Source organism: Mycobacterium sp. NAZ190054 (genome assembly GCF_001545925.1).
Classification (GTDB): Bacteria; Actinomycetota; Actinomycetes; order Mycobacteriales; family Mycobacteriaceae; genus Mycobacterium.
Map to the genome: position 1 here is coordinate 1 of NZ_LMVQ01000094.1, position 12,419 is coordinate 12,419.

Below are 12,419 nucleotides of genomic sequence, written 5' to 3' on the forward strand. Positions count from 1 at the left end.
ACCACCAACCTGGCCGTTTCTTCTCGAAACTCAGGTGAGAACTTCTGATATTTCTTCGCCAACCCAGTTCATCCTTTCCAGACCGACCCTATTTGGTCCGCAGTCCGGAGAACAGAGGGCACGCCAATTCATCGCGTCGAGCTTCGTTACGTTACCGGTGGCGCGTGGTGATCTGGTGATCCTCGTGCGCGTGTGCTCATGGTGTCTCGGCGCATATCTCAGTCAGAACACCGTTGATTCCGCACAATGCTCCGTTGACGACCCCTACTCGGATGGTTTCGGTTCGGTCCCGTGGAAAGTGATCGAACCGCCGGCCACCGACGAATCAAACGACGAACCGCCCGACAGATTCATCTACGAAACCGACATGGACGGCTTCGAAGACGACGGCTGACGTAACGAAACCCGCTGGGCTGGCTCTCGTTTGGCCCGATACTGCATACCCAGCGGGTCCGTGCTGATGCCGTCAGCACCACCAGAGTACGCCGAAATTCTCTGTCAATCCCGACGATTCGCGCCTGAGACGCTTACCATTTCAGGTCCGATAACGGGGAAACCCGCTCAGCGACGACTACTGAGCGGGTCAATGTCCCAGCCTGAGATTTAGAGGACGCACTAATGTTAGCGCACCATCACGACAGCACCGGTCCCGCAGCGGCGGTTGCGCCAAGGCCGGTGCCGCGTTTGGTGCCCAACGATGCCAGAGCGGCGGCATTAGAGGCATGGCCATATCTAGGCGGCGGCGATCACACCGACGACGATCTAGACCTCAGCGACACCAAGACCACCGAGACCGGCGAAATCGTCTGCATATGTTGCAATAAGCCCGTCCCGCCCAATTACATCAGGCCCGCCAGGATCGGGCCGAAAGACTGCATGATGTGTGGGCAGCCCGAAGATGGTCACACCAAACCCGCCAAGGATGCCGACCACGCACGGCGAAGCAACGCCGATCCCAGCCGAAACGACGAGGAATCGTTTTGGTCGTCGTCACAGCAGTTGCGCGACCTACGGCAATTTGCCCGAGCGCGCATGGTTGGACCGTGGGCGATGCTGGGCAATTGCTTGGCGCGCGTCGTGTCCTCGATACCTCCGCACGTCGTCTTGCCGCCGACCATCGGCAGCCACGCCAGCCTCAATCTCTTTGTCGCCTTGGTGGGGAAAAGCGGAGACACCAAGTCGACGGCGATGCGCGCTGCCGCCGACTGGCTCAAGATCGAACCTGACTACGCGCCAACCAAACCCGGCAGCGGCGAAGGGCTGGCTAAATGCTTCGCCTACGTGCGGAAACTGCCTGCGAACCAAGGCGGGGGTACGACCAGATCGGCAAACAGTGGTCGGTGCTGGCCAAGATACCGGAGGTAGAGACGCTGAGCGCCACCGCAGCGCGTGGCGGCGCGACCATCATGGGCACCCTTCGCGAAGGCTGGTCTGGTGAGCGACTGGGCACCGACTACGCGGGCGATGAGCGGCGAATCGTTCTGGTCGACAACCGGTATCGGCTGTGCATGGTTATCGGCGTGCAACCCTCCAAGGCCGGACCGTTATTCGATGACGCCGATGGCGGCACACCGCAACGGTTTGTGTGGCTGCCGACGACCGATCCCGGCATTCCCGAAGTCGAACCCGACGAGCCGCCGCCGCTTGATCTAGGCCGCTGGATCGACGCACCCAAACCCGCCACCAACGGCAGCGTCGTAGCGTTCGACGCCGACAACGAGCGGTGCCGCAAGTTGAGCGAGCCAGCCGATCCGAGCGAGTTCGTTGTGCTCAGCATTCCCGAAACGGCGCGAGAGCAGATCAAGCAAACACGGCGCGCTATCGCTCGCGGCGATGAATCAGTCGATCCGCTCGATTCTCACAAACTGTTGTGCCGGTTGAAAATCGCCGCAGCCCTGATGGCACTCGAAGGACGACGCCAAGCGATCACCGAAAACGATTGGCGACGTGCCGGGTTCGTCATGGCGGTGTCAGATGCAACGCGCAAGCACGTGCTCGATCAACTCAACAAACGCAGTGTTGAGGAAAACACCAATCGCGGCGTCGCCGCCGGTGTTCGTGAGGACATCGCAGAACAAGTGAAACTAGAGCGCAAAATCAAACGTGTGTCAGAGAACATCGCCCGATTGCTTATCCACAAGTTTCCCGGGCATGCTGCGCGAGCCGAAGTGCGCAAAAGGCTGAACAGTCGAGACCGCGAGTATTTCGAGGACGCCGAAGCGGTGTTGATCGATGCAAGGCGGATCGAGAAAATGCGATCAGCGACCAACACCGGATCAGACGGTTACATACTGGCCTTGGCTGACCAGTGAGTCCAGCAATCAAGTATGCGGCGTTCGCTGAAAGGGTGGACACCGTGGACACGGTGGACATCGCTGCGAAAAATCGGCCGGACGCGAAAACCAAAAGACCAGGTCATATAGATAAATTCCATATCGCGTATGAGGGCTTGAGGGCGTATTTCGCGAAGCATGTCCACCCTGTCCACCCCGTCCACACTTGTTTGCCGGGGTCAGCTAGCCGCACAACGCGATAACCCAGCGGGGCCACACACATGCTGACCGCCACTGGCGGGGTTGAGAATGACCCTTGGACACGCGAACCCATGGTCAACGCTCAGGCCGGTGGCTTGCTGGTAAGTCTCGTGTCCGCTGGGCGCGGCGCGCCCCGGCGCTGGATGCCCTCAAAGAAACGGGCGTGCGATCACGACGCGCATGCGCTTGCACTGTTGTCGTCGTCGCCAAACTGGCGGGATTACGCGTTCATTCTGGCGGCTCGAATCAGTCGAGAGATTCCAGACGAAGCGCGCTGCGATTCGTTGCGATGAGTCGCGCAACCGCGTGGTTGGAGTGAAACCCTCTGTGGCACAGCATGATTGCTCGATACGTCGATCACTTCGGCTTGCGTCCGCAGATACAAAACCTGCGGGCATTAGCCTATTGACCTGCGCCGATACCCATAGCCGATGCGTTCCTACCCATTAGCCACCTATTACCGCTGCCCACTTCGCACGTCATTGAATTGCACCGGGCCGACCGATCACACCAGAGCGTGCCTGTTCGTGGCTCTACGGGGCACACAGCGCCAATGCATTGGCTTCTAAGCGCTCACCGATTCATCGCCCAGACCATCACCCTCGACAGCTTCGGCAAGCTCAGCCAACGCATTCGCGCTGAGGCTCGCGGCCACAATTGCATCGCGCCCGTCTTGGCTGTGCTGATAACGCAGCGCAGCGCCGACCGTCTTGTGACCGAGCGGCGCCATGTTCTCAGCCAACGATGAGACGGCAGCGTTTTTCGTTCCCGCGAAGTGTCGCAAATCGTGAACCGACAAGTCTTCGCGTCCAACGTCTTTGGCTGCCTTTTGCAATACGTCTTTGTTAAACACGCGATCATCCAAGTGACAGCCACCACGATCCGGAACGAACAGAAGCGCATCGGGACCGAGCGCAACGTAACGCGTCAGGTGGGTTTTCACGGCATCGCGGATATGCGGTGGAATCGTCACAGTGCGTTGCTCACCGTTCTTGGTTCCGTCTTTGATTCGGCACCGATCAGCGTCGGGATTGTCAGGGTCGATTCGATGCGTCACGCTGCGGCTGATTGTGACCGTTGTGCAATCCCGGTCAAAGTCTTTGCGCCGCAGTTCCGAAACGTCACCGAAGCGCAGGCCGCACCACGCAGTAATCAGCACAAGCGCCTTGAATCGTTCGTAGCGTGGATCAGCGCTGAGCTTGTCGGCAATGGCGTGCAATTCGACTGTGGTCGGTGTCTTGTCGGCCTTTTTGCCCTTGGTTTTCATCGCGCCGACAACCATGCAGGGGTTGCGTTCGATCAATCCGTCACGCACGGCGGTATTGCAGATCATCGACACGACGGCATACGCGTGCCGGTTGCGCGTTTCCTTCGTGGCGTCAAGCGATGAGAACCACGCGCGAACATCTGCCGGAGACAGGTCACGCAATGCCAGCTTGCCTAGCTTAGGTTCGATCAACTGCGACCACTTAGCGTTGTATTCGATTCGCGTGCGCGGCGACAGTTTGCGTTCGTCAATCACGCGCTTGCCGTAAACACCGAAGGTCAGCACTTCGGCCTTTTTCTCGGTCGCGCGCTGCGCTGGCGGCTTCCATCGCGTCCCGGTGGCCGCGCATGTATCCATGATGTCTCGCTCGCGCGCTAGCCAGCGTTCGGCGTTGCCCTTTGATCCGAAGATGGTCGGCGCGTAGTAGCGGCGTTTGTCGGGTCCTAGAAAGCTCGCCTGATAGCTCGGCGTCTTGGTGGCCTGCTTTTTGATGCTGCCCCACGCGCGGTGGCCTTTTCTGTTGCTCATCGCGCGATCACTTTCGTCAGCCCATCGCCGAAAGCACTCCGAGCGACACCGCGCCGGATGCATCCACACTCAGCAAATGCCGTTTCATCCACGATTCTTACCTCATTTCCTGCGGTTCTAGCGCGTTGACCAGGGCGTTGCCCCGACCTACCCACCAGCTACCTATTCAGGGTACGCCAATCGGCACCACATGCGCGAGATGCCCGAAGCGTGTTTCCGATTAAATCCCTTGGCACACAAGAATTTCGGTAGGATCAGCTGGTCAGCGACGGTGTTTGCTGAGAACGAAACCGCAGGTTCGAATCCTGCCGGGGGCACCCACTCACCAGCGCGGACGGCTGGTCACGACCATTCCGCGAGCACGCGCTTCTTCCCGGCCCTGACGACCGCTTCCCGGCGCAGCCTCCTGAGCTCTGGCGCGAACGCGTTGCGCTCGTTGTCCTGGAAGTTCAGCGGCAGGTCGAGCGCGTTGATCAGCTTGCGTTCGAGGTGCCACGGCTCGGGATGCGGCACCCAGGACACCGCGGCGTTCTCGGCCATCCACCGTGTCAGGACGCTTTCGCCACCAGCGAACGTCATGCGCTTGCCCGAACCGATCCGCCGCAGCGTGCACCCGAGTTCACCCTCCAGCAGGACGCCGAGCGACTTGCGCAGCGTGGACCCGTCGGCGCCGGCGTTGCCGGCACCGAAGTGGTACCGGATGCGTTTGCGGAGATCCTGTGGCGCCCGCGGCTTGCCGTCCGGCCGTGGCGGCCCGGAGGTGATCCCAACGTAGAGCAGGGTCCAGCCGTCTCGCTGTTCGCAGCCCGACACGTCGATGTCACCCGGGATGTCGCGGAACCACCAGCCGTGAACGCCCGCTTCGGCGGGCACCGGGCTCGGCTCGGCGAACACCTCATCGCGCGTAAAGCGCTGCGCTGCAAGGAATTTTTCCACGCTCGCAGCGCTGCGTCTCGCAGACATCGACTCGGCCATCGCCTCAGCGTAGTCGTCGTGGGGAGGTGCGCGATCGGTTCACCCGGCGGTCTCGCCCCCGGCCGAATCCCCTGACGTCGTGTCCCCACCCGCGTCGGGTTCGCTCGCCGAGGACGGCTCAGCGGTCTCGGCGGTGGCGGTCTCGCCGGTCGGCTCCGCCACCTCACTGCTGACGGTCGCCTCGGCCGTTGTCGACGGCGCCACCGCCTGGGTCGTCTCCGGAGCGGTCGGAGTCGCGGTGGCGGTGGTCGCCGGCGCGGTCGTCGACGGCGGCGTCGTCGCCGGTGCGCTGGTTGTCGTTGTCGTCGTCACGCCGGTGGAGGTGGTCGGTGCCGTCGAGGTCGCGCTCTGCTGCGGCAGCGCCGTGGGCGCAGCGGTCTGGATGACGGCCATGATCTGCTGGGTGTAGGCCTCCAGCCGTGTCTCGATCTGCTCGGGCGGCACCGTGCCCGCTTCGATCTCCTCGGCGAATGCCGCGAGGCCGGTCCACACCGCGTCCAGATCGTCCATGGCTTCCCGCGACAACGGGTCGTCCAGGGTGATGAAGATCTGGCGGGCCAGCGCGTAGGTCAGACAGTTGACACATTCATAGTTCAGCGCGCCGGCCAGGTTCTGCGGAGCGACGACGTTGTCATCGGCGTCGTCGCTGTCGACGACGAAGACCACCTGGTAGGCGACCGCGACCGCGGCACACGACTGACACGAGGCGTAGGCCTGCGCCTCGTTGACGTTCATCGCGTCCGAGTTGTCGGTGACCCAGACCATCGCGAACGCGGCTTCGTAGACGGTGGTGCCGTCGGTGGTGTTCACCGCCAGCGCCTGGGTGTCGCCGGGCTCGGGGGCCAGCGGCTTGTCGACCGGGAACACCCAGCCGTCGGTGGTCGCGGCGGACCCCGCCGCGACGGCCGAGCCGCCACCGCTTCCACCGCTTCCGCCGCCTCCGTTCACGACCGACGATGAGGTGCGTGGCGTCAGCACGAGCGCCAGTTGCGGGGAGTCCTGGGTGGGCATCGCCGTGCGCGTGTCCCACACGACGTGCATGACGCCTCGTTGGCCGTTGACCAGCCGCGGGGGCGTCGCCACGGCTGCCGGGGTCTCCCGCTGCGCAGGCCGCAGCATCCGGTCGGTTTTCAGCGCGTAGACGATGTCCCCGATGGTGCCGCGCTCCCACGGCTCGATCGGGCGGTACCTGGACTCCTGCGGCCACCACGCGTAGGCGACGCCGCACAGCACGACCCCGCCTGCGACCACGGCCAGCAACCGCAGCAACGGCTTCCCCGCACTGGCCTTCCAGGTGCCGGCCACCGTACGACGCACGAGCCGGGCCAGCATGTAGAGAATGCCGGCCACCGGGATGACGATGGCGATCATCGCCAGCACCCGGGCGACGGCCTGCACGACGTCGCCGTCGCCCCAGGCCGCGACGAACACGTCCCGTTGCGTGCCCAGGCTCGCCCACGCCGAGCCCATTAGTCGGGGCAGCGCCCACACCGCGATCGCCACGGTGGCCAGCAGCAGCGGTACCACCACGATCACCCACAGGGTGACCACGATGCGGGCCCACACCTTGAGCTGGCGCGCCTGCGGATCCCCCCATCGCCACGGCAGGGCGCCCAACAGGGTCGGCTTGATGCGCGAGTAGAGATCGGGCACGCCGGTCAGGTCGGCGAGCACGTGGTAGCCGTCGAACCGCACCAGCGGTGCGAGCTGGCGCAACATCTGCAGGATCTGCGTGGCGACCACGAGCAGCAACGCGTCGTAGTGCAGCCACAGCCACAGCCCGGTGATCGCGATCGCCACCAGCGCGTTGAAATACAGGCCACCGAGGTCGGTCCGCAACCGCCCGCCCCGTCCGAGCCGGTAGGAGTCGGTGACGTCGGTGTAGAACGCGGGCCACACCAGATACACCCCGAAGCCCATGACACCGGGGGTGGCCCCGCCGTAGCGGGCCGCGGCGGCGTGACCGAACTCGTGGAATCCCGCCGAGACGATCGTGACCGCGAAGACCAGGATCAGCAGGCCGGGCCGTTCGAACGCGTCGTGGGCGGCCGAGGCCAGGCCTTTCTCGAAGAACACCCACCAGCAGACGGCCGCGAACGCGACCAGCGCCGGCACCACCACCCAGGGCCGGAACAGCACCCGGAACGGATCGGTCAGCCTGCGGGTGCGCGCGGCGTCGGTGACCGCGTAGCGGAACCGCAGTCCCAGCAACGGGTTTCGCTTCCTGGTCACCGGTTGGCTGCCGTCAGGCAGTGTCATGAGGCCAAGTGGCCGCAGTTGGTCGTCGACAAGGTGGGTGACGTTGTCCTCGCTGACCGGGCGGCCGGTCGACGCGCTGACCGCCGCGGCCACCTCCGCGGCGGTCTTCTCACCGTCGATCTCGGTGATGATCGCGTAGAGCAGCGGCGTCAGCTGCACCGTCTGCCCGTCGCCGCGGCGCACCAGCGCGGGCGGGACGCGGTAACCGGAGCCGGGCAGCGACCCGATCAACTCGACACCGTCCGCGCGCTGCAGAGGTGCCAGGCCGGGCTGCGCACCCATGGTGGTCACGGCCGTACCCTCACTCGGACGTCGGGCGGTCAGCCCGCGTCGGAACCACCGTCAGTGCTGCCACCCGTGCCGCCGTCCGACGAACCGCTGTCACCGGCGGTGCCGGCGTCGGAGGTGGCGCCCGTGTCACCGTCGCCCTGCGAGATCGTGGAGTCCTGGTCGGCCTCGGCCACGGCCTCGCCGATGACGGTCTGCTTGATGATCGCGTCCTGCTCGGCGACCGAGATCGCATCCGAGTCGATGGAGCCGATATTGGCCGACACACCGGCGTTGATCGGCGCCGCCACGTTGGCGTTGGCCGCGACCGCGCCGCTGATCGGGGCCGCGAGGTCGGAATCCAGATCGACGTTCACGTTGACGTTGAGCAGATTCCCGTCCAGGAGCGCGCCGGGGCTGGTGTCCACGGTGGCTCCAGTGCCGTCGTCGGTCCCGTCGGTCCCGTCGGTCCCGCCGGTGCCATCGGTGCCGCCGGTGCTGTCGTCGTCGGTGTCCATGCCGCCCTGATCGATGCCGCTCACCTGGGTCGAGGTGGCGTAGGCGTCGGCGTCGAGCATCTGCTCGATCGACGTGCCCTGATCGACCACCGCCTGGCTGCCCGAACCGTAGGTCAGGACGTTCGCGCCGGCCGCGGCGTCGATCGGTGCCGCCACGTTGAGGTTGGCGGCGGCCGCGAGGTCGATCGGCGATGCGGCGTCGATCGCGACGTCGACGTCGGCGTTGAGATCGAGGATCGACACGACTTCCTTGTCGGGAAGCGCCACCGCGCTTTCGGCGAGCAGTTCTTCGGGAGAGAGTCCTTCGACGCTCATCGTCTTCTTCCTTTCGATGCGCACAGCTCTGTGGGCACCGAGTACCCCGGAAGAACCAAGATCACGACGAAATGTGCTGCGAGCCCCTGACCTGCGAAGATAACCGGCGATCAGAAGTGCAGGGTCAGATGCCGGTGCACAGCGACACGAACGGGATCGGCGCGCAGATGCCGATCGAGAAGCCCGGTGTCGGGTCACCGTTCCACGGCGGAGGCGGAGGCGGAGGCGGCGGCGGAGGAGGAGGCGGCGGGGCCGGGGGAAGCGGCGCGGCGACGCAGGTGTCCGTCGGCGGGTCGTACACCGTGCCCGCCCCGCACTCGGCGGCCTGCGCCGCCCCCGGTGACAGGAGCACCAGGAAGGCGAGCGGCGCCGTCGCCGTCACGGCGACGGATACCGACCGATGACTGAAGTTGCGCATCGCAGGGCTCCCTTGATCGATCCCCGACCCTGTGCGTGCACCCATCGTAGCCAAGCTGTTCCAGCGGTGACGGCGAAGCGGCGCAGCAGCGTCACTGCGGGTGGGTGGCGAGATACTCCGCGACGGGGATCGGTGCCGTCGCCGCATAGCCGACCGGCAGCACCACGTCACCGGCGCTGGAGTTGTAGTACACGTCCCAGCGGTAGTAGCCCGCGAAGGCAGCGGGGTCTGCGCCGATCAGGGTCGCGTAGTGCGTGACCGCACGCACGTACCTGTTGGAGTTGTTGTACCGGTAGAGCGCGCGAGCGCGGTCGCGTGCGAAGCCGTGCGCGGCCAGGAACCGGCCGGCCGCCATGATGCTGTCACGATCCGCGGTGATGTCGCCGCCGGCGCCGTACGTCGCGAACGTCGACGGCAGGAACTGCATCGGCCCCTGCGCGCCGGCCGTGCTGACCCCGGCGATCCGGCCGAACGCGGTCTCGACCAGGTTGATGGCCGCCAGATAGTTCCACGCCACACCGGAGGCGGCCTCGGACTCGCGGTAGTACCCGAGCAGTTCGGGCGCCGGCGCCGGCGCCTTGATACGCCATGCGGGCAGCGTGGGCCTGCCCGGGCCGCTGCTCATCGCGGTCAGCTGTCTGCGGGCGTCGATGTTGCGGTCGTAGACGTCGAGCAGATCCGGTGGAACCCGCGGCCGCACCACAGCGTCCCACTCCGGGTGGCGCCCGAGAACCCGGTACGCCACCTGCTGACGGCGCGCGGCGGCGCGCAGCGCGGCCTCGGAGGACGACGGATCACGCAACGCGCGTTCGTCCTCGGCGAGACCCTCGACGAGCAGCACCGGGTCCGCCGCCAGCTGGGGCTGCGCCCGCTGCGGCGACGGCGACGGCGACACCGGAGGGGCCGCCTGAGGGGCCACCTGCGCGGCCTCCGGGCCGGGCGCCGGATCGCGGGTCGGCGACGCCGCGAACACCGCACCGCCGACGAGCACGACAGCGGCGGAACCGGCGAGGATCACGGCGGATCGGGTCGTCACGACCCCTCACCACAGCTCATCTCGTCCCTCCGCGATTCGTGTGATTGCCGTGTACCAGTCTGACCGATGGCGTGGTGGCCGACCCGTACAGTGGCCGAAGTGTCCCGGGGAGGAGATGCCATGCCGAGGTCAGCCGACCGCACCCGCCGCGTGGCGCGGACGACGTGGGTGGCCCTGCTCTGGTCCGCGTTCGCGGCGCTGTCTCCACTCGCCGGTGCGCACGGATCACCGGCGGTGAGCATCTCCCCCGGCAGTGAACGGATCCTGGAGTCGATGCTCGCCGCCGACACCGTCGATCCCGATCCGCTTTCCGCGCGGTTCCTCGGAACGCCTTATGGCGCAGGCACTCTCATCGGTTCGGCCACCGAGCCCGAACAGCTCGTCGTCGACCTGGAACGAGTCGACTGCTTCACCTACGCCGACTACGTCGAGGCGTTGAAACGGGCACACGACCGCGACGGGTTCCTCACCGGCCTGGCCGAGGTCCGATACAAGGACGGGATCGTGTCGTTCGCGAACCGGAGGCACTTCTTCACCGACTGGGCGGCCGCCGCGCCGCCGGTCGCCACCGACGTCACGGCCCGGCTGAGCGGTGATGCGGTGCGCACCACGAAGAACCTCAACAGCAAGGACTCCGGCGGGGTCTACCTGCCGGGCCTGCCGGTCGTCCCGCGCACCGTGACCTACATCCCGAGCGACCGGGTCACCGACGACGTCGTCGCCGGTTTGCGGACGGGCGACTACCTCGGCGCCTACGCCGGCGACGGCGGCCTGGACGTCACGCACGTCGGCATCTTCGTCGACACCCCGGACGGACCGATCTTCCGCAACGCGTCGTCGGTGAGCACCGACGACGCCGTCGTCGACACTCCGCTGTCCGCCTACCTGCGGACCGTCCCCGGAATCGTGGTGCTGCGCCCGCTGCTGTGACGGGTCGCATCCCCTGTGTTTGCTTCCCAACCAAGTGGTTAGTCTGGCGGGTGGTCCCCCGATGAACCAGGAGTCCGCACATGCAGCTGGCGCTGACACCCGAGGAAGCCGCCTTCCGCGACGAGCTTCGCACCTTCTACCGCACCAAGATCCCGGCGGAGATCCGCGAACGGAACCGCACCGCCACGGAGGCCAACCGCGACGACGTCGTCACCGCCCATAAAATCCTCAACGATCACGGTCTGGCCGTGCCGAACTGGCCGGTGGAGTGGGGCGGCAAGGACTGGACGCCCACCCAGCAGCAGATCTGGCTCGACGAGATGCAGCTGGCCAGCGTGCCGGAGCCGCTGACGTTCAACGCCAACATGGTCGGCCCGGTGATCGCCGAGTTCGGCTCCCAGGAGATCAAGGAACGTTTCCTGCCGCCGACGGCCGCGCTGGACATCTGGTGGTGTCAGGGCTTCTCCGAGCCGGAGGCCGGCTCCGACCTGGCCTCGCTGCGCACGACCGCGCTGCGCGACGGCGACACCTACGTCGTCAACGGCCAGAAGACCTGGACCACCCTGGGCCAGTACGCGGACTGGATCTTCTGCCTGGTGCGCACCGATCCCAACGCGCCGAAGAAGCAGGCCGGCATCTCGTTCCTGCTCATCGACATGAACACCCCGGGCATCACACTGCGGCCGATCAAGTTGATCGACGGCAGCTTCGAGGTCAACGAGGTGTTCTTCGAAGATGTCCGGGTGCCCGCCGACCAACTCGTCGGCGAGGAGAACCAGGGCTGGTCCTACGCGAAGTTCCTGCTCGGCAACGAACGCAACGGCATCGCGCAGGTGGGCCGCACCAAGCTGCGCCTCTCCGAGGTCAAGGAACGCGCCAAGGCCAACGGTCTGATCGACGATCCGCTGTTCGCGGCGCGGCTGGCCGAGGCCGAGAACGACGTGCTGGCACTCGAACTCACCCAGATGCGGGTCGCGTCCGGATCCAAGGGCGGCAAGCCCAACCCGGCCTCGTCGGTGCTCAAACTGCGCGGCAGCGAACTGCAGCAGGTCGCCACCGAACTCATGGTCGAGGTCGCCGGGGCCGACGCGTTGCCGTTCGGCGCCGAGGGGATCGCATCGGCCGAATGGGCCCAGCACACCGCCGCGCGCTACCTCAACTACCGCAAGACCTCCATCTACGGCGGCAGCAACGAGGTGCAGCGCACCATCATCGCGTCGACCATTCTGGGATTGTGAGATAAGCCATGGATTTTCAGTTCAGTGAAGAGCAGGTCCTGCTTCGCGACACCACCCGGGACATGCTGTCGCGCATCTACGACCCGGAAAGCCGCCTCAAGACCGTCGAATCCGAGCTCGGCTGGAGCCGCGAC

At 65.8% G+C, this 12,419-nt stretch carries 11 protein-coding genes and 1 pseudogene; 6 read left to right on the forward strand and 6 right to left on the reverse strand.

What is annotated here, in order from left to right; all coding sequences use genetic code 11:
• From ASJ79_RS33095 to ASJ79_RS08585, 3 genes are all read left to right on the forward strand, one after another.
• A partial coding sequence (locus ASJ79_RS33095; protein ID WP_197420132.1) for a hypothetical protein occupies positions 1–394 on the forward strand: 394 nt, incomplete at its 5' end.
• Positions 395–687: 293 nt separating this feature from the next.
• Entirely contained in the window at positions 688–1,365 is a 678-nt protein-coding gene (locus ASJ79_RS32060) for a hypothetical protein (protein WP_156448341.1), read from the forward strand.
• Complete coding sequence (locus tag ASJ79_RS08585; protein ID WP_067954288.1) at positions 1,341–2,312, forward strand: hypothetical protein; 972 nt, start codon at positions 1,341–1,343, stop codon at positions 2,310–2,312. The genes ASJ79_RS32060 and ASJ79_RS08585 overlap by 25 nt, the downstream gene beginning before the upstream one ends.
• 787 nt (positions 2,313–3,099) lie before the next feature.
• Here ASJ79_RS08585 and ASJ79_RS08590 read toward each other — a convergent pair.
• The 6 genes from ASJ79_RS08590 to ASJ79_RS08615 all read right to left on the reverse strand — a co-directional run bounded on the left by ASJ79_RS08590 (position 3,100) and on the right by ASJ79_RS08615 (position 10,117).
• Positions 3,100–4,329: a site-specific integrase gene (locus tag ASJ79_RS08590; RefSeq protein ID WP_067954289.1), complete on the reverse strand. Its 1,230-nt coding sequence runs from the start codon at positions 4,327–4,329 to the stop codon at positions 3,100–3,102.
• A gap of 342 nt (positions 4,330–4,671) precedes the next feature.
• Positions 4,672–5,223, reverse strand: coding sequence for a GIY-YIG nuclease family protein (locus ASJ79_RS08595; protein WP_369803630.1), 552 nt, complete (start codon positions 5,221–5,223; stop codon positions 4,672–4,674).
• A 120-nt stretch (positions 5,224–5,343) separates the two neighbouring features.
• The gene (locus tag ASJ79_RS08600) at positions 5,344–7,845 is read right to left on the reverse strand and encodes a M50 family metallopeptidase (protein WP_231750789.1); all 2,502 of its coding nucleotides are present in this window, start codon (positions 7,843–7,845) and stop codon (positions 5,344–5,346) included.
• Between the two features lie 38 nt (positions 7,846–7,883).
• A complete protein-coding gene (locus ASJ79_RS08605) occupies positions 7,884–8,663 on the reverse strand; it encodes a peptidoglycan-binding protein (RefSeq protein WP_067954292.1) in 780 nt (259 codons plus the stop codon).
• 124 nt (positions 8,664–8,787) lie between these two features.
• The gene (locus tag ASJ79_RS08610; RefSeq protein WP_067954293.1) at positions 8,788–9,081 is read right to left on the reverse strand and encodes a hypothetical protein; all 294 of its coding nucleotides are present in this window, start codon (positions 9,079–9,081) and stop codon (positions 8,788–8,790) included.
• A gap of 91 nt (positions 9,082–9,172) precedes the next feature.
• Positions 9,173–10,117 (reverse strand): lytic transglycosylase domain-containing protein, encoded by a 945-nt coding sequence (locus tag ASJ79_RS08615; protein WP_067954294.1) that lies wholly within the window; start codon positions 10,115–10,117, stop codon positions 9,173–9,175.
• Positions 10,118–10,237: 120 nt separating this feature from the next.
• Between ASJ79_RS08615 and ASJ79_RS08620 the strand changes: the two genes are divergently transcribed.
• From ASJ79_RS08620 to ASJ79_RS32065, 3 genes and pseudogenes are all read left to right on the forward strand, one after another.
• Positions 10,238–11,047 carry a DUF1460 domain-containing protein gene (locus tag ASJ79_RS08620; RefSeq protein ID WP_067954295.1) on the forward strand — a complete coding sequence of 270 codons (810 nt, stop codon included), beginning with the start codon at positions 10,238–10,240 and terminating at the stop codon, positions 11,045–11,047.
• An 80-nt stretch (positions 11,048–11,127) separates the two neighbouring features.
• Positions 11,128–12,285, forward strand: coding sequence for an acyl-CoA dehydrogenase family protein (locus ASJ79_RS08625; RefSeq protein WP_067954296.1), 1,158 nt, complete (start codon positions 11,128–11,130; stop codon positions 12,283–12,285).
• A gap of 8 nt (positions 12,286–12,293) precedes the next feature.
• A pseudogene (locus ASJ79_RS32065) lies at positions 12,294–12,419 on the forward strand (acyl-CoA dehydrogenase); the annotation flags it as partial.

What these genes read in the sequence shown, in the direction of transcription:
- ASJ79_RS08590 (WP_067954289.1), bottom strand. Translation starts at nt 4,329, where the DNA reads ATGAGCAACAGAAAAGGCCACCGCGCGTGGGGCAGCATCAAAAAGCAG.
- ASJ79_RS08600 (WP_231750789.1), bottom strand. Translation starts at nt 7,845, where the DNA reads ATGGGTGCGCAGCCCGGCCTGGCACCTCTGCAGCGCGCGGACGGTGTC.
- ASJ79_RS08605 (WP_067954292.1), bottom strand. Translation starts at nt 8,663, where the DNA reads ATGAGCGTCGAAGGACTCTCTCCCGAAGAACTGCTCGCCGAAAGCGCG.
- ASJ79_RS08610 (WP_067954293.1), bottom strand. Translation starts at nt 9,081, where the DNA reads ATGCGCAACTTCAGTCATCGGTCGGTATCCGTCGCCGTGACGGCGACG.
- ASJ79_RS08620 (WP_067954295.1), top strand. Translation starts at nt 10,238, where the DNA reads ATGCCGAGGTCAGCCGACCGCACCCGCCGCGTGGCGCGGACGACGTGG.
- ASJ79_RS08625 (WP_067954296.1), top strand. Translation starts at nt 11,128, where the DNA reads ATGCAGCTGGCGCTGACACCCGAGGAAGCCGCCTTCCGCGACGAGCTT.